Source organism: Pseudomonas umsongensis (genome assembly GCF_012647205.1).
Classification (GTDB): Bacteria; Pseudomonadota; Gammaproteobacteria; order Pseudomonadales; family Pseudomonadaceae; genus Aquipseudomonas; species Aquipseudomonas umsongensis.
In genome coordinates this window covers 5,627,383-5,643,834 of sequence record NZ_CP051487.1, presented here as the reverse complement: position 1 = coordinate 5,643,834, position 16,452 = coordinate 5,627,383, and the positions used below count along the sequence as shown (strand labels likewise).

General features: G+C 60.6%; 16 protein-coding genes. 9 read left to right on the top strand and 7 right to left on the bottom strand.

Annotated features, from left to right (window positions below; all coding sequences use genetic code 11):
• Positions 1-265 precede the first annotated feature (265 nt).
• Positions 266-736 carry a Cys-tRNA(Pro) deacylase gene (ybaK, locus tag HGP31_RS25460; RefSeq protein WP_020799853.1) on the top strand — a complete coding sequence of 157 codons (471 nt, stop codon included), beginning with the start codon at positions 266-268 and terminating at the stop codon, positions 734-736.
• A 99-nt stretch (positions 737-835) separates the two neighbouring features.
• On the opposite strand, the gene HGP31_RS25455 is transcribed toward ybaK, so the two are convergent.
• Both HGP31_RS25455 and argF read right to left on the bottom strand, forming a co-directional pair.
• Positions 836-1,945, bottom strand: coding sequence for an ABC transporter ATP-binding protein (locus HGP31_RS25455; protein WP_110752750.1), 1,110 nt, complete (start codon positions 1,943-1,945; stop codon positions 836-838).
• A complete protein-coding gene (argF, locus tag HGP31_RS25450) occupies positions 1,942-2,862 on the bottom strand; it encodes an ornithine carbamoyltransferase (protein WP_032831452.1) in 921 nt (306 codons plus the stop codon). The genes HGP31_RS25455 and argF overlap by 4 nt, the downstream gene beginning before the upstream one ends.
• A gap of 406 nt (positions 2,863-3,268) precedes the next feature.
• Between argF and HGP31_RS25445 the strand changes: the two genes are divergently transcribed.
• The 5 genes from HGP31_RS25445 (at position 3,269) to HGP31_RS25425 (ending at position 8,489) form a co-directional block, all read left to right on the top strand.
• Complete coding sequence (locus HGP31_RS25445) at positions 3,269-3,559, top strand: hypothetical protein (protein ID WP_020799851.1); 291 nt, start codon at positions 3,269-3,271, stop codon at positions 3,557-3,559.
• Positions 3,560-3,693: 134 nt separating this feature from the next.
• Positions 3,694-5,799 carry a molybdopterin oxidoreductase family protein gene (locus HGP31_RS25440; protein ID WP_168758880.1) on the top strand — a complete coding sequence of 702 codons (2,106 nt, stop codon included), beginning with the start codon at positions 3,694-3,696 and terminating at the stop codon, positions 5,797-5,799.
• 97 nt (positions 5,800-5,896) lie between these two features.
• On the top strand, positions 5,897-6,238 hold the full coding sequence (grxD, locus tag HGP31_RS25435; RefSeq protein WP_007938922.1) for a Grx4 family monothiol glutaredoxin: 342 nt from the start codon (positions 5,897-5,899) through the stop codon (positions 6,236-6,238).
• A gap of 294 nt (positions 6,239-6,532) precedes the next feature.
• Entirely contained in the window at positions 6,533-7,192 is a 660-nt protein-coding gene (locus HGP31_RS25430) for a FadR/GntR family transcriptional regulator (protein ID WP_020799848.1), read from the top strand.
• Positions 7,182-8,489 carry a CynX/NimT family MFS transporter gene (locus tag HGP31_RS25425; RefSeq protein ID WP_168758879.1) on the top strand — a complete coding sequence of 436 codons (1,308 nt, stop codon included), beginning with the start codon at positions 7,182-7,184 and terminating at the stop codon, positions 8,487-8,489. The genes HGP31_RS25430 and HGP31_RS25425 overlap by 11 nt, the downstream gene beginning before the upstream one ends.
• Before the next feature lie 77 nt (positions 8,490-8,566).
• On the opposite strand, the gene HGP31_RS25420 is transcribed toward HGP31_RS25425, so the two are convergent.
• From HGP31_RS25420 to HGP31_RS25400, 5 genes are all read right to left on the bottom strand, one after another.
• Complete coding sequence (locus HGP31_RS25420) at positions 8,567-9,187, bottom strand: DUF1120 domain-containing protein (RefSeq protein WP_168758878.1); 621 nt, start codon at positions 9,185-9,187, stop codon at positions 8,567-8,569.
• An 86-nt stretch (positions 9,188-9,273) separates the two neighbouring features.
• Positions 9,274-10,413, bottom strand: coding sequence for a DUF1120 domain-containing protein (locus HGP31_RS25415; RefSeq protein WP_168758877.1), 1,140 nt, complete (start codon positions 10,411-10,413; stop codon positions 9,274-9,276).
• A 10-nt stretch (positions 10,414-10,423) separates the two neighbouring features.
• On the bottom strand, positions 10,424-12,907 hold the full coding sequence (locus tag HGP31_RS25410) for a fimbria/pilus outer membrane usher protein (protein WP_168758876.1): 2,484 nt from the start codon (positions 12,905-12,907) through the stop codon (positions 10,424-10,426).
• 126 nt (positions 12,908-13,033) lie between these two features.
• A complete protein-coding gene (locus HGP31_RS25405; RefSeq protein WP_168758875.1) occupies positions 13,034-13,750 on the bottom strand; it encodes a fimbria/pilus chaperone family protein in 717 nt (238 codons plus the stop codon).
• Between the two features lie 95 nt (positions 13,751-13,845).
• The gene (locus tag HGP31_RS25400) at positions 13,846-14,466 is read right to left on the bottom strand and encodes a DUF1120 domain-containing protein (protein ID WP_168758874.1); all 621 of its coding nucleotides are present in this window, start codon (positions 14,464-14,466) and stop codon (positions 13,846-13,848) included.
• A 352-nt stretch (positions 14,467-14,818) separates the two neighbouring features.
• Between HGP31_RS25400 and HGP31_RS25395 the strand changes: the two genes are divergently transcribed.
• From HGP31_RS25395 to HGP31_RS25385, 3 genes are all read left to right on the top strand, one after another.
• Complete coding sequence (locus HGP31_RS25395; RefSeq protein WP_020799841.1) at positions 14,819-15,451, top strand: response regulator; 633 nt, start codon at positions 14,819-14,821, stop codon at positions 15,449-15,451.
• Between the two features lie 95 nt (positions 15,452-15,546).
• Positions 15,547-16,017 carry a nuclear transport factor 2 family protein gene (locus HGP31_RS25390; RefSeq protein WP_020799840.1) on the top strand — a complete coding sequence of 157 codons (471 nt, stop codon included), beginning with the start codon at positions 15,547-15,549 and terminating at the stop codon, positions 16,015-16,017.
• Positions 16,018-16,057: 40 nt separating this feature from the next.
• Positions 16,058-16,369: a GIY-YIG nuclease family protein gene (locus HGP31_RS25385; protein ID WP_020799839.1), complete on the top strand. Its 312-nt coding sequence runs from the start codon at positions 16,058-16,060 to the stop codon at positions 16,367-16,369.
• The last annotated feature ends 83 nt before the right edge of the window (positions 16,370-16,452 follow it).

The following is a 16,452-nucleotide window of genomic DNA, read 5'->3' as shown; positions in this document are numbered from 1 at the left end:
CCTGTTCCCGTTTTGCAGCTGGGTACTGCGGTAAGACATTTCATACAGTTTCAGAAACGAAAAAATATAGACAAGAAACGCTGATGTCAAAGGTCGAAAGTGAACCGCTGGTCACAAATAATCTATTAGTTCTGTGAATGATCGCGTCGGTGAGTGTGCAAAATCACATGGGCTTTTTTAAGGCAGTGCCGCAATAGAGCCTTTTGTGGGTCAATGTCTTAGAATCCGGCCGAGGATTTCTACCGCCACCCAGTCTGGAGCTGTCATGACACCCGCATTGGATTTGCTGAAAAAGGTTCGCGCCGAACACCGTGTGCACAGTTATGAACATGACCCGAAGGCCGCTTCCTATGGGCTGGAAGCGGCGGAGAAGCTCGGACTGGACCCGGCGCAAGTGTTCAAGACCTTGCTGGCGGCCAGTGAGAAAGGCGAATTGCTGGTTGCGGTGGTGCCCGTCGGCGGAAGCCTGGACTTGAAGGGCCTGGCCCATGCGGCCAAGGTGAAGAAGGTCGAAATGGCCGACCCTGCGGCGGCGCAACGCTCCACCGGTTATCTACTGGGCGGTATTAGCCCGCTGGGACAGAAGAAGCGCTTGCGGACCTTTATCGACAGTTCGGCCCAGCCGTTGGCGAGCATTTTTGTCAGTGCGGGACGGCGGGGGTTGGAGGTCGAACTGGCACCGGCGGTGCTGGCGGAGCACACCCAGGCAACATTCGCCGATATAGGCCGAGCTTGAACTTGGGTTGAAAACGAAAAGATCGCAGCCTGCGGCAGCTCCTACAGGGAGCGCATTCCAATGTAGGAGCTGCCGCAGGCTGCGATCTTTTGCTGTTGATCAGTGCGCGGTGCTGTGGCGCCGCACGCCTGAATCAACGGTTGGAATCTGCGCCGCCATGCTGCCGGAGGCCTGGAACAGCACCAGGTGTTCCGCCGCCACACGAATGCCGACTTCTGCGCCGATCTGATGATCGACATGGCTCGGGAAAATCGATTCCAGTTGTGCGCCGGTCAGCATTTGCAGGCGGTAAAGCGTCGAGGCACCCTGGAAAGACTTGCCGACGATCCGCGCCTTCAATGCACTGTCTGGCGCATAGACGATATCGTCCGGACGCAGCAATACATCCACCGCACCGCCGACCGGCCAGGTGTAGGCGCGGTTACCGCGCAATTCACCGAGTTCCGTCTGCACCGACTCCGGGCTGCTCAACTGGCCGCGAATGAAGTAACCCTGGCCGATGAAGCTGGCCACATAGGGTGTCAGTGGTTCGTGATAGAGGTTGTAGGGCGTATCCCATTGCTCAAGCCGGCCTTCCTTGAACACGCCGACGTGATCGCTGACCGCGAAGGCCTCTTCCTGGTCGTGGGTGACCAGGATCGCGCTGGTGCCACGGGCCTTGAGGATGTCGCGCACCTCGTGGCTGAGTTTGCGGCGCAATTCTCCGTCGAGGTTGGAGAACGGTTCGTCCAGCAGCAGCAATTGTGGTTCTGGCGCCAGGGCGCGAGCCAGGGCGACCCGTTGCTGCTGGCCACCGGAGAGCTCGTGGGGGTAACGCTTGCCGAGGTTTTTCAGGTTGACCAGTTCGAGCAACTCTTCGGTGACGCGATCCTTGTTCGGATGTTTGCGAATGCCGAAGGCGATGTTGTCAGCCACGCTCAAATGCGGAAACAGGGCGTAGTCCTGGAACACCATGCCGATGCGACGTTTCTCGGGTGCGAGGGTGAAACCGGCACTGGAGATGGTCTCGCCAGCCAGCTGGATGTCACCTTCGTGCACCGGTTCGAAGCCGGCGATGGCGCGCAGGGTGGTGGTCTTGCCGCAGCCCGAGGAGCCCAGCAGGCAGCCGATGTCACCGGCGTTCAAATGCAGGTTGAGGTTTTGCACCACGCGCTGGTCTTGATAGCCGCAGGCGAGGTTGCGCAGGTTAAGCAGTAATGGCTGGCTCATGCGTGGTGGTACGCCGCTTCGACCAGAAACTCGAGCAGGGCCTTTTGTGCGTGAAGCCGGTTTTCAGCCTGGTCCCATGCCACCGAGCGCGGGTCGTCGAGCAGGTCGAGGCTGATCTCTTCGCCGCGGTGGGCCGGCAAGCAATGCATGAACAGTACGTCCGGGGCGGCCAGGTCGAGCAGGGCACGGTTGACCTGGTATGGAGCAAACAGCTGCAGGCGCTTGGCAGTTTCTTCTTCCTGGCCCATGGAGGTCCAGACGTCAGTGCTCACCAGATGCGCACCGCGCACGGCGTCCTGGGGATCACGAACGATGGTCACCCGATCGCCGGCCTTGGCCACGAATTCGGGATTGGGTTCGTAACCTTCCGGGCAGGCGATGCGCAACTGGAAGTCGAACTGGATCGCCGCTTCTATATAACTGTTGCACATGTTGTTGCCGTCACCGATCCAGGCAACGGTCTTGCCCTGGATGGAGCCACGGTGCTCGAGGAACGTCTGCATGTCGGCCAGCAACTGGCACGGGTGCAGGTCGTCGGACAGGCCGTTGATCACCGGCACACGGGAGTTGGCGGCGAATTCGGTCAAGTTGCTGTGGGCAAAGGTGCGGATCATCACGGCGTCGAGCATGCTCGACATGACGATCGCGCAGTCGCCGATCGGTTCGCCACGGCCCAGTTGGGTGTCGCGCGGCGACAGGAAGATCGCCTGGCCACCGAGCTGGATCATGCCGGCTTCGAACGAAATTCGGGTGCGGGTCGAGGACTTTTCGAAAATCATCCCGAGCACGCGGTTTTTCAAAGGCTCGAACAGTACACCGCGGTTACGCAGGTCTTTGAGCTCAACGCCTCGACGGATCACGCTGACCAGCTCTTGGGGCGTGCAATCCATCAGGGAGAGAAAGTGCCTTGCGCTCATCATTGACTACCTTTTTGCTACAAACCGCAGATGCTCAAAGCCTTGTTTAACGGAACAACGGGCGAGACCTGCGGCGTAAGCCGCACGGGGCGACGAAATAGGGGAAGGCGCGATCTTATAATTAAATGTCGCGTCTTACCAATAGGGCTACGGTTTTTAGGGGATTTCAGAGGGGCTATCGGTGGACCGCAATAGCGCTTTTGAAGCCTGTTTCCTGACTGCAGCCAGGCATTTGTACACCGGGGCCTTGGAACTTGGCAATCCAGAGGGGCGGGGATGGCGAACAGACAGTCGGTTTTCGGCCGGTGGTTCGTGGCCTTGGTGCCGGGCGCAGCCGATCTGAAATACTTGCGAATGCAAAGTGCTGGGTTATAACTAATTCACGAGTGACGCAGGAAGCTCAGCGATGGAATCGAAAGAACAGCAGCTTATGGAATTGCTCGGCCTCACGGCACGCTCCCTGACTCACCTGACCGCCTCCATGACATCGATGTCTTTCGAACTGCTGCGCAGCGACGACCAGGTCACACGCGACGCAGGACGGCGCATGATCGATCGCATGGTCACCATCAGTGCCGGGCTTGACGAACACTGGCGCCTGATTGGCGAGCTGACCGGTGTGCACGCAGCCCAAGGGCCGGTCGAAACCCTCCAGGAAATCCAGTTGCAGGCGCCGCCGAGGTTGCCTTCGAGCTGATGGCTTGCGGTTATCGGCAGGCCTGATAACCACCGATTCACAAGATGAACGTCGCTGGCGCGCTGGAGGGGCAGGCACCATAGTTTTGTTTCCGCGGTCGCTATTGCCCGCCCAGAACAAGACAGAGACTGGCCATGACCAAGACTCTCCATCACCGTGCGTGCCATTTGTGTGAAGCCATTTGCGGGCTGACCATCGAAACCACCGAGCTCGAGGGCAACCTGCAGATCACCTCGATCAAGGGCGACCCCCAGGACAGCTTCAGCCGTGGGCACATCTGCCCCAAAGCGGTTGCCCTGCAAGACATCCAGAACGATCCGGATCGCCTGCATCAGCCAATGCGACGGGTGGGCAGCGAGTGGCAACCCATCGAATGGGACGACGCCTTCAACCTGGTCGCCGAACGCCTGGCCGCGATTCAGGAGCGCCACGGGCAGAATGCGGTGGCGGTCTATCAAGGCAACCCCAGCGTGCACAACTATGGGTTGATGACCCACAGCAATTACTTCCTTGGCTTGCTGAAAACCCGTAACCGGTATTCCGCGACGTCGGTCGACCAGTTGCCCCATCACCTGACCAGTCACTTGATGTATGGCCACGGTTTGCTGTTGCCGATACCGGACATCGACCACACCGACTTCATGTTGATCCTGGGCGGCAACCCGCTGGCCTCCAACGGCAGCATCATGACCGTGCCCGACGTGGAAAAACGCTTGAAGGCGATCCAGGCCCGAGGCGGCAAGGTCGTGGTGGTCGATCCGCGTCGCAGCGAAACGGCGGCAATCGCCGACCAGCATCTGTTCGTGCGCCCCGGTGGCGATGCGGCGCTGCTGTTCGGTCTGCTGCATACCCTGTTCGCCGAAGGCCTGACCCGCGACAGTCATTTGCCAGTGGACGGTCTGGACCAGGTGCGCGAAGCCGTGACCGGTTTCTCCGCCGACGTCATGAGTCCATTGTGTGCGGTGCCGGCGGAGCGGATCCGCCAATTGGCACGGGATTTTGCCGCCGCACCCACGGCGGTTTGCTACGGACGCATGGGCGTCTCGACCCAGGCATTCGGCACCCTGTGCCATTGGCTGGTGCAGTTGATCAACCTGGTTACCGGCAACCTCGACCGCGTCGGCGGTGCCTTGTGCACGGAACCGGCGGTGGACCTGGTGGCTTCGACGTCGGGCGGGCACTTCAATGTGTGGCAGAGTCGGGTGTCCGGGCGCCCGGAGTACGGTGGCGAACTGCCGGTGTCGGCGCTGGCCGAAGAGATGCTCACCGAAGGCGAAGGGCAGGTCCGTGCATTGATCACCGTGGCGGGCAACCCGGTGCTGTCCACGCCGAATGGACGCCAGCTCGAGCAGGCGCTGGACGGCCTGGAGTTCATGGTCAGTGTCGACCTGTACATCAATGAAACCACGCGTTATGCCGACCTGATCCTGCCGTCTACTTCTGCGCTGGAAAACGATCATTACGACACCACCTTCAATATGTTTGCGGTGCGCAATGTCAGCCGCTTCAACCGCGCCATCCTGCCCAAGCCCGAGGGTGCATTGCACGACTGGGAGATTTTCGTCGGGTTGGCCCAGGCGTTTGCAGCGAAGACCGGCAAGGAGTTGAAGCCCACTATCGCCCCGGCGCAGATGATCGACCGTGGTTTGCGCATGGGACTGTACGGCGACGCGTCGCCGCACAAGCTGTCGCTGGCAACCCTGTTCGATCATCCCCATGGGGTTGACCTGGGCGCACTGAAGCCCAATCTGGTGCCACGCCTGAAAACCGCCAATCAGCGAATCCAGGCTGCCCCCGCCGCAATCCTCGCCGACCTGGCGCGTTTCGCGACATTGCAGGCGCCGACCAGCGATGAGTTGTTGATGATCGGTCGGCGACATGTGCGCAGCAATAACTCATGGATGCACAACTATCACCGTCTGGTGAAGGGCAAGCCGCGTCATCAGCTGTTGATGCACCCGGATGATCTGGCGAGTCGCAAATTAAGCGACGGGCAGAAGGTGCGGGTCAGTTCGCGGGTCGGGGTGATCGAAGTGGAAGTGTTGGCCAGCCTGGATATGATGAAAGGTGTGGTCAGTCTTCCACACGGTTGGGGCCATGCCCGGCCAGGTGTGCAAATGAGCATCGCCAGTGGTCAGCCGGGTTCCAGCGCCAATGACCTGACCGACGAGTGTCAGCTCGACGAGTTGTCGGGTAATGCGGCGTTGAACGGTGTGCCAGTGACCGTGGTAGCGGCCTGATCGCATCAGACGGAGAGACCGAGCAGGGCGCTCGGCTTTCCGTTACAATGCGCCACCGTGCCGACCCATGAGTCGGAAAGTTCAGCCGAGGTGCTCCATGGATATCATCGAAACGATTAAAGAGCAGATTGCCAACAACACCATTCTGCTTTACATGAAAGGCTCGCCGAATGCCCCGCAGTGCGGCTTCTCCGCGAAAGCCGCGCAGGCCGTGATGGCGTGTGGCGAAAAATTTGCGTACGTGGATATCCTGCAGAACCCGGAAATCCGCGCCAACCTGCCTAAATACGCCAACTGGCCAACTTTCCCGCAATTGTGGGTAGCTGGCGAGCTGGTTGGCGGTAGCGACATCATGACTGAAATGTCCGCTGATGGTTCGTTGCAGGCGCTGATCAAGGACGCGGCTGCCAAAGCAGCGGCAGCCAAGACCGAAGCCTGATACACGGGCATCAAAAAAGGCCCTTCACGGCAAACCGTGAAGGGTTTTTTTTCGCCTGCCAATCCTGCCGTCCCTGCCATCCCTGCCATCCCAGTAGGAGCGAGCATGCTCGCGAAAAACCTGAGTGCTCCGCGGGGTGCCAGGTTTCCAACGTTATCGTTGACGACCATCGTCGGAACGCCGCCCGGAGCATGCTCGCTCCTACCTCCTACAGAGGGGAGGGTTGTTCTCTGGCGTTAAGCTGACTAAGATGTCAGAAAATTCATCCTATGATTGGATGAAAGGATGAATCCCATGTCAGATACTTCTCCGTTAATCAAGCGCTCCCTGGTCGATCAGGCCTTGGAGCAGTTGCGCTTGCGCATCAACCAGGGCGTCTGGGCGGTCGGTCAGCGTTTGCCCACCGAGCCCGAGTTGTCCGCAGAGCTGGGCATCAGCCGCAACACGGTGCGCGAAGCCATGCGCGTGCTGGCGTTTTCCGGGTTGATCGAGATCCGTCAGGGAGACGGCAGTTACCTGCGCGCGGTGGTCGATCCGCTGGACACCCTAAAGGCGTTGTCCCGCTGCTCACTCGAACAGGCCCGGGAGACACGGCACATCCTTGAAGTCGAGGCCATCGGCCTGGCCGCCATGCGCCGCACCGATGAAGACCTGGTGGCCTTGCGCGAGGCACTGGGCGTCAGCGGTACCCACTATCACGGCGATCTCGACACCTACATCGCCTGTGACCTGGTGTTCCACCGACGCCTGGTGGACGCCGCGCACAACCCGACGCTCAGTGAGCTGTATCGCTATTTCTCCAGCGTTGTCGGCGAACAATTGCGCCACTGCCTGAACATCACGCCCCGGCGCCAGGAGGTGTTCGACCTGCACGTCGAACTGCTTGATGCCGTGGAGCAACGCGACCCGGAGCGGGCCAAAGCCCTGTCGAGGCAGTTGATCAATGAACCTTGAAACCGAGAACGCCATGTCCAGCCAGCACACCGATGTCACTTCACCCAAGCGCACGGCAGAGCTGGAAGAGCTGCTGATCGACGCCGAGGCCGATGACGAGCAGGTCCAGCAAACCCAGCCAGTTCTGCGGCATCCGTGGTTGTTGCTGCTGGGCCTGATCCTGGTGGCTTTGAATCTGCGCCCGGCGCTGTCGAGCATGGCGCCGCTGCTGAGCGAGGTGTCGAAAAGCCTCGGCCTGTCGGCGGCCCAAGCCGGTTTGCTGACGACGTTGCCGGTACTGTGCCTCGGTTTGTTCGCTCCGCTGGCACCGGTGCTGGCGCGCCGCTTCGGGGCCGAGCGTGTGGTGTTGGGCATTCTCCTGACGCTGGCGGGGGGGATCATCCTGCGCAGTTCCTTCGGCGAAATCGGTCTGTTTGCCGGCAGTGTGCTGGCAGGTGCCAGCATCGGCGTGATCGGCGTGTTGCTGCCGGGCATCGTCAAGCGCGACTTCGCTAAACACGCCGGTACCATGACCGGTGTCTACACCATGGCCCTGTGCCTGGGCGCGGCAATGGCCGCGGGCGCCACGGTGCCGTTGAGTGAACACTTCGACAACAGCTGGAGCCTGGGCCTCGGGTTCTGGGTGATTCCAGCCTTGATCGCGGCGATGTTCTGGCTGCCACAAACCGGGCAGAAACACGGCGCGCATAACGTTGCCTATCGCGTGCGAGGATTGCTGCGCGACCCGTTGGCCTGGCAAGTCACCTTGTACATGGGCCTGCAATCGTCCCTGGCCTACATCGTGTTCGGCTGGTTGCCGTCGATCCTGATCGGTCGTGGCCTGAGCGCAACCCAGGCCGGGCTGGTGCTGTCGGGTTCGGTGATCGTTCAATTGATCAGCTCCCTTGCAGCGCCATGGCTGGCGACTCGCGGCAAGGACCAGCGCCTGGCGATCGTGATCGTCATGGCGCTGACCCTGGCAGGTTTGTTCGGTTGCCTGTACGCCCCGATCGAAGGCTTGTGGGGATGGGCGATTGTGCTGGGGCTGGGGCAGGGCGCCACGTTCAGCCTGGCATTGACCCTGATCGTATTGCGCTCGCGCGATTCCCACGTGGCGGCGAACCTGTCGAGCATGGCCCAGGGTTTCGGCTACACCCTGGCCTCCATGGGGCCATTCGCGGTCGGCATCGTGCACGACTGGACCGGCGGCTGGAACGCCGTGGGCTGGATCTTCGGGGTGATCGGCCTGGGTGCGATCATTGCCGGGCTGGGCGCCGGGCGTTCGCTTTACGTTCAGGTGGTCAGCGAAAAAGTCTGAATTCGCTCCTTGGCAGGACGAGCAAGCGGCATGAGTCCTTGCCCGGGGCATGAGTCCGGGCAAGGTGGGCTGCGGTGTTATGGATACTCGACTTCGAGGGTAATCGAGCCGTCGAGGGCGACATCGTTGGTCAGGTCGAGTGAGTCGGCGCGGGCAATCTGGGTGTATATCCGAAGGTCGGTTATCAGTTCCTTGATGGCGATCGGCGTGTACGGTCCACCGGTAGACCTGAATGCCGCGAGGGTACTAGGTGCCAGAAAGGCCGATTGAAACCAGGTGTTGCCATCGTCGTTAGACTGCAAAGGCTGCACCGGAACACCATCGGCCAGTGGAGCCCTGATTTGCACATCGACACTGCCGAGCTTCTGATTGCCGTTGATGTAACCCAGGCCGAACAAATTGCTACCTATACCGGAACCAATCCGGTTATCGATCGGTTTCAGCCTGAACGCAATGGCTGAACCGCAACTCACGGAGAGTTGCAAGGTCTTGTCAGGCAGGTTCGTGGATTTGTCCTGATTCAAGTCGTTGGACGAAATCGTCTTGTGGTCGACGACCCCGCCGCCAGACAAGGTCGGCGTGCACGCATTGGGGGTGATGGTACCGATGACCGTCAAATCGGTGCTGGGGGCTGCAAGCGCATAAGGCGCGATGCCGATCAATGCGGTGGCCGAGAGTGCTGCCAAGTATTTTTTCATTATGTGTTACTCACTTCTAGGGTTGTTGTCCCGGCTGGCCACGATGCTTGATTGCATTCGGGGCGCGTACCAGGTTGGGTGGTTTGCTACAGGTAAATAATCTCGATCGTCCCCGAGCCATCGAGGTCGATGGCGCTGCTCAAATCCAGGCTGTTGGTAGGGGCGATGACGGCGTTGACGGTGAGCCGGGTGCTGAGGTTCTGGATCAGTGCCGGGCCGGAATTTGCGGGGTTGTCGGTAAAACCCAGGTAGCTGTTTTTGCCGATGGCCATCGAGGTCGGGCCGGCCGTGCTCCATGCCATGCCGCCATTGGCGGAACCGGTTAGAAAGAGGCTGGCGAACGGGTCGGCGCTGGCGTCGACCGGGTCGAAGTTCAGCGAAAACGAACCGATCTTGCCGTTGCGGCTATCCGTCCCCAGGCCGTAGTCCGTTTCGTTGTTGGCTATCGCCGTACCCAAGCGGTTGTCATGCATGAGCATGGCGAACGTAGTCGGTGCATCGCAGCGCACGTTCAACGTCAGGGATCGCGCAGGCAGACGCGTGCTTTGGGTCGCGTTCAGGTCGTTTACCGACAGCGTGCCAAAGTCGACCAGCCCACCGTTGGATAGCGCCGGTTCGCAGGCCGCCGGTGCGAATCGGGCGCGCAAGGTCGCCTGTTGGCGACGTCCGATGCTAGTCGCGTCGAACTCCCCCGTGGTTTCCCAGGTGACTGCATCACGCACCTGTTGACCTTGCTCTTGTACCCAGGCGGTCAGCTCGAGCTGCGCCGTGAAATGGCGGCCCTGCGCGGGCACACCTGCCTGTACCGGAACGATCCCGTGCGCCGGTCGCCAGATCAGGTTCGATGCCGTCATCACGGGTGCCTGACCGACACCGGCAATCAAACCGATCTCGACTGACCGACCATCAAGCGCTGCGTCGCGAACACGGATCTGGTAGCTGCCGCGTTCGGCAAAGCGAAAGCGTTCGGCCGTTGTCGCCATGGCCCGGTAAAACACGCTCATGTCGACCGGTTGCGAACAGCTCAGGCTCAGGCCGAGGCGACGCTCACCCAAGGATCGCTCAGGACTGGCATCGGGGCGTATCGCCCGATTCATCAGACCGTAATCAAGCAGCGGTTGACTCAGGTTGAACTGACAGTCATCAGTGGATGCCCGGGCGACCGGCATGAGCCCGCTCAGTACCGCAAAGACGAGGCCCGGCAGCCAATAGCGCAACAGGTTCATATCATCACCCTCAAAGAGCCCCGCACTGGGCGGGTGCTGTTTCGTAATAGGCGCTGGGATCGGCGTCCTCCGGCAGTGTGAAACGCAGTTCACAACGTTCCATCCCCGGCGCGCTGATCCACAGCGCACGGGTGTCGAGGACGTTGGGCAGGAACACCAGGCCGCCGTCCTGCACCAGGGTGACGAACTCACCCTCCCCGGTATTCACAGCCGCGCCACGGGGTAGTGGCTCCCCGTTGTTGTTAGTCACTTTGAGCAAGGCGCGCCGTGTCAGGCTGATGCCGAACTCAACGTTGTCGACGGCACCGCGACCGGCCGAAATCACCGCGAGCCCGTTGTTGATGTCGGCGTTGCGCGGCAGGGTTCTGGTGTCCACTTCCACCGCGCTGCGACCGTAGGCCACCACTTGCGGGACCACCGCCCGGCCTTGCCAGTCGGTCCAGACCGGGCCGCTGGGCGTCGTCACTTTGATCGCGCCCATATTGCCCACCGAAAGCAGCGCGAAGGTGTCGCTCACCTGATAGGGCGACAGCGTCACGCCACCGCCGTGCAGCACGGCCCCGCCCCGGGCACCGATCTGATAACTGTCACGCTCGGCATCAGTGCGGGTGTAGTTCAGGTCCAGTTGGGTGTAGCGCGGCAGCAAGGAAACCCCCGCGTGCGATTGCACCTGCCGGTCTCGTGTGTCGTGCTCGACGCCGACCCGATACGCCAATTGATCGTTGATCTGTTCACTCACGCCCACGCCGCTGCGGTACTCGCCGCCCGTGCTGCGCGCCCAGGTGCGTGCCCGGCGGTTCTGGCCCAACGGGATGCTCAGGTTCACATATACGCTGTCGTCGCTGCGGTTGGCGCCACTGACCTGCCACTCAGCCGTAGCCGAGATCGATACACCGCCGATGTTGGTCCCCCAGGAGGCGAGCGCGCGGCTGCTGCTGTCACCGTCGAACGTGCCAGAACGACTGAAGCCGGCACTGAATGCGCCGAGCCAGGGATGGGACCAGGACAGCGCAGCGCTTTGCTGGTCGCGGTAACGGGAATTACGCTGGTCACTGGTGCTATCGAACACTGCGTCTTCCAGTTCCCGGTAACCCGGGGTCCGGTAAGAGCCGCCGGCATTGAGTGACCACTGCTCGCTCAAAAGGTGTGAGGCGCTCAGGTCGATCTGAAGCCCTTTACCGGGTTGTTGGCCGCTGGCGTTGGCACCTGTCAACGTGGCTTGAATCTGGGTGACAGGTGAGGGTAACAGCGCGATGCCGGCACCCGCCGCGCGGTACTCGTCGGCGCCGGTAATGCCGACGCTCAGCAGGGCTTGTGCACCGAGTGCACCGCTCCAGCCGCTACTGATCAACCAGGGATCGCCACCTTCTTCGTCGCCGGTATTGCGCACCCTGCCAGCCGCCAGCGAGTAACCCGGAGCCGGTAAACCGATGCCGAGCATCGCGGCAGGAACGGTGAAGCGGCGCTCGCTGCCATCAGCCTCCTTGACCGTGACTTCCACATCGGAGCGGCTGTTGAGGCGACGTACATTGGTCAACGCAAACGGTCCGGCGGGCACCACCGTGGAGTGGATCAACGCGCCGTTCTGGCGGATTTCGACCTGCGCCTGACTGTTGGCAATGCCTTCGATGACCGCGCTTTGTCCTTCGACCTGCAGTGCCTGTTCGTTCAGTACTTGCACGCCGGTGATCTGCGCACCGGCCAGCACCGGGTTGTAGAGATTGATCTGGCCCGCCTGCAGCACCGCTTCCTGGCTGGCGAATGTGCGCTGGGCGTACGCCGCAATGTGCGTCGTGCGGGAGATATCGTCCTGCCAGGTCTGAATCTGTCGGCTGCGCACGATCCAGTCACCGGCATTGAAACCCAACTCGGTGCTGGCCGAGGCGTAGCGGCTCGAATCATCGCCGTATCGGCTGTGCAGACCGGTTACGTCGTAATTGAGCAGGCCAGCGATGCCGCCGGTTTGATAGCCGGACACATCTCGAAGAACCGGGCGCAGTGCGTCGCCGGGCACGATCAATGACAGGGCAAGATTGGCCGGGTCCTGATCGACGACGGTTTGCGGCCAGGTGCCGAGCACATCGTGACACGGGGTGTCGTTTGCAGGTTGTGCGTCCACCAACTGTTCAGGCACACCCAGGTTCGCCGCGTCGAGCAAGTCGCGATCAAAGCACAACGTCCCGTCGCGATTGAACCGGACGTCGACCCGACCCTGACGCTGGCCATTGACCGACAACGTGACCGGATGCCGCCCTGCGGGGAAGCTCGGTGCCGCCAGCAACAGCGTCGCCAGCGCCGGATCGATACCGCGTTGCTGCAGGGTGTTTTTATCGAACGATGCCGGCGACGGCACGTCGGCTCGAGCATCGAGCGCCATCAGCACAATAGCTAGCAGCAACACTGCTTTCATCCACAGCCGGCAGGCGTGAGGATGAGCAATCAACCGAATCGCGGGCATGGCTTCGCCGTCACGGTAAATCATCACTGTGTTCATGGGTTTCACTTGGTTTATGCGCGCGTGCCGGCCGATTGCACTGTGGCCTCAGTCACGCTCGGATTCCACTTCACTGAAAACAAGGCGCTCACTGTTCCTTTGTGGCGTCCTGGGTCGCTGCAATCGTCAGGAGCTGATCGGCGCGTCATAGAGCGGTACCGCAAAACCGTAGACGGTGGCCGGTTGAAAGCGCACATGCGTGGCAGTCCCGGCTGGTACCGAAACGCTAATGTGCTCACCGGGCAACACGTAGGTCTTGGGCAACATCGCACTGCCCGCCGAAGGCAGCAGATGTACCTGCTGGCCCAGACGGACCACGTAGGGAGTGTCATTGCGCACGGTCAGTTGATCGCCATTTAGTGACCATTGAAGATCAGTCCATGGGGTGCGATTAGGCGCCAGGCCCTTAGGGTGCAGAATCACCGGCAGGTTCTGGCGCACCGTCACCCCTACACGGGCCTGTCCAGCTTCGGCGGCGGGTTTGCCTTGCGGTATGCCTTCAAAGATCACCCGCTTCAAACGCTGGGTGAGCAAGGGTTTTTCCGATTGCAGAATAAAGCGCACCAACTGGGTCTTCGACGCTTCAACCCGGGCCAGCGGTGGTGTCACAAACACCAGCGATTCAGGGTCTTCGGCAATGTTTTCGAGAGTGACGTGCATCAACGCCAGAGTGGTATCAGTGTTGGTCACTGTAACGGACGCCTCGCCATCGGCCTCATTGATGATGACCACGGAAGTGTTCGGGACCATCCCGTCAGCTTGGGCGTAAACGGTCATCAAGAGCGGGAGTAAGCCAGCGCTGGCGTGGATCAGAAGGCGCACGAAAGCAGAAAACATCGTCATGACGTGTCTCGTTGAATGATCAAAAAAAGGGTGCTGGCGTGACACGGGTTGCTGGTGTCAGCGCTCCAGGCTGATATTGCGCAGCACGCGGTCTGTCAGTAATCCAGTTGCACGGTGATATGGCCGTCGATGGGGATTTCATCGGTCAGAGTCAGGTCGCTGGCACGCACGATAATGGTGAATGCCGTCAGCCTTGCATGCAGGTCTTTTATGGCGATCGGTGTGTCAGGTGCATTCATCGCCGCAAACGAAGTCTTGCCGGCATGTCCCAGGTAGGGCGACGCTCGCCAACTGACACCATCGTCCCGGGACGAGATGGTTTTTACCGCGGCTTTGTCGGCAATCGCGTCAAACAGACCAAGGGCTACACTGCCCAGTTTTTCGTCATCATTAACGATCCCCAGCCCGTGCTGGCTCGGGCTGATGGCAGAAGATCCGCTGCGGTTATCCATCGTGGTCAGGGTAAACAGGGTGGCCGCCTCGCAGTTCACGTCGAGGTAGAGCGTGCCGTTTTCCAGCCGGGTGGGCTGGTCCGGATGCAGGTCCTTCATCCCCACCCTGCCGTGCTCGACGATACCGCCGCTTGAGAGACTGGGCTTACAGGCACTGGGAGTGATCATGCCGGTGACACTCAAGTCGGTGTTGGACCTGGCCAAAGCGGACGGAGCGCCTGTCAGCAGCAAGACTGCGGCCAGCAACGATAAAGGTGTGTTCATGCGTTGGCTCTTCCTTGAAGGAGGTTGTCAGTCATTACCCTGGGTGGGCAGGAGGCAATCTATAGGTCGGGGTAGACGGAAGGAATGCAACTAATACGAAAACGCGGCGTTCGGAGCACGAAGGATGACGACGGACTACAACTCGTCATGGTTCGCTGTATTGTCTGTAGTCTTTTGGCGTGGGTGACGTAGCTTAAAAAAGTAGGGGGCGTCTGTTTGTTTTGTAAGAGAAAGGACAAAACCCCGAAGGCATTGAGTGTCGCTGTTTTACTGATGAGATTGGTTGTTGTAGTGGCCAGTGGACAGCGCTATTTTTCGCGCATTCCAGTCACCTCACAGGAAAACTACGACCATGCGCGTCATCATCGCTGACGACCATCCCGTCGTTCGTATCGGCTTGCGGATGCTCATCGATTCAAGCACAACCTGCGTGGTTGTCGGTGAAGCCGACGGCCCCGACAGCCTGCTGAGTCTTCTTTCCACACTACCTTGTGATCTGCTGATCACAGACTTCTGCATGCCGGGCGACGGGCAGGCCGATGGCCTGAAGATGCTGAGCAGGGTGCGCCGGCACTACCCGGCGCTGCCGATCATTTTGGTCACCATGTTTGCCAACGTCGCGACACTGAGGTCGGCCTTCGCTGAAGGTGCGACGGCCATCGTTGCTAAAGGCGCGTCGGCGACGGAGCTGCCCGACGCGATCAAATCGGTGAGTCAGGGACGGCGGTTTATCAGCGAGTCCCTGCGCGCCGAACTGACCGAGGCCGGCACCGGGGACTCGTCCCCGTTACCGTCACTGTCGGCCAAAGAACATGAAGTGGTGAGAATGCTCGCCAGCGGCATGACCGTCAGCGAGATTGCTTGTTACTTCAAACGCAGCGTGTCGACGATCAGTAAACAGAAAAGCATGGCCATGCAGAGGCTGGGCATTTCCACGGACGTGGATCTGTTTGCTTATGCCCGTGACAGTGGCATGGTGCATTAGCGTGCCAGAGGGTATTCCCACCACGAATGTCGATAGTGTTCGGCGGCTTTGCAGACTATCTTGCTGGCAATCCTTTATTCGTACGGAGCCTGCCCATGAGTGATGCCCATCGCGCATTGATCACCCAGTTCTACCAAGCCTTCCAGCGGCTGGACGCCGAGGCCATGAGCGCCTGCTATACCGATGACGTGGTGTTCAGTGATCCGGCGTTCGGCGAGCTTCGCGGGCGCGATGCTGGCGACATGTGGCGCATGCTCACGACCCGGGCCAGGGATTTCTCCCTGACCTTCGATAGCGTTCACGCCGATGAGCACACGGGCACCGCGCATTGGGTCGCGACGTACCTGTTCAGCCAGACCGGCAACACCGTGGTCAACGACATCCAGGCACGATTCGTCTTCCGTGACGGCAAGATCTGCGAACACCACGACCGTTTCGATCTGTGGGCCTGGTCCCGCCAGGCATTGGGTTTCAAAGGCCTGATCCTGGGCTGGACGCCATTGGTAGGGAACGCCGTTCGGGCACAGGCCCTGAAGGGGCTGAAGGCATGGCAGGCCAGTCGCTGATAAGATCGCGGCTTGTTTCCTTTCAAGTTTTGATTGTGCCGTGACCACCCTCAGCGAAAATTCTCTCGACGCCAATGCACCGGTGAGTAAACCCTGGTTCGTCTACCTCGTGCGCGCGGCCAATGGCGCGCTCTACTGCGGGATCAGCGACGATCCGGTACGCCGCTTTGCCACTCACCAGAGCGGCAAGGGCGCGCGCTTCTTTCTTTCCAGCCCGGCCGTGGCGCTGGTCTATACCGAACTCTGCCGCGATAAAAGCGAAGCGCTGCGCCAGGAACGGCTGATCAAGAAACTCAGGAAAAGCGCCAAGGAATGCCTGGTGGCGAGCTTTGCTGCCGGCTTATCAATCTGACTGATAAGTTCCCATCAGGCATATCGGTGTGATGCTTATGGATTGCGCGCTAAGCTGCGGATTCCTTACCCGTGCGGCGGAGC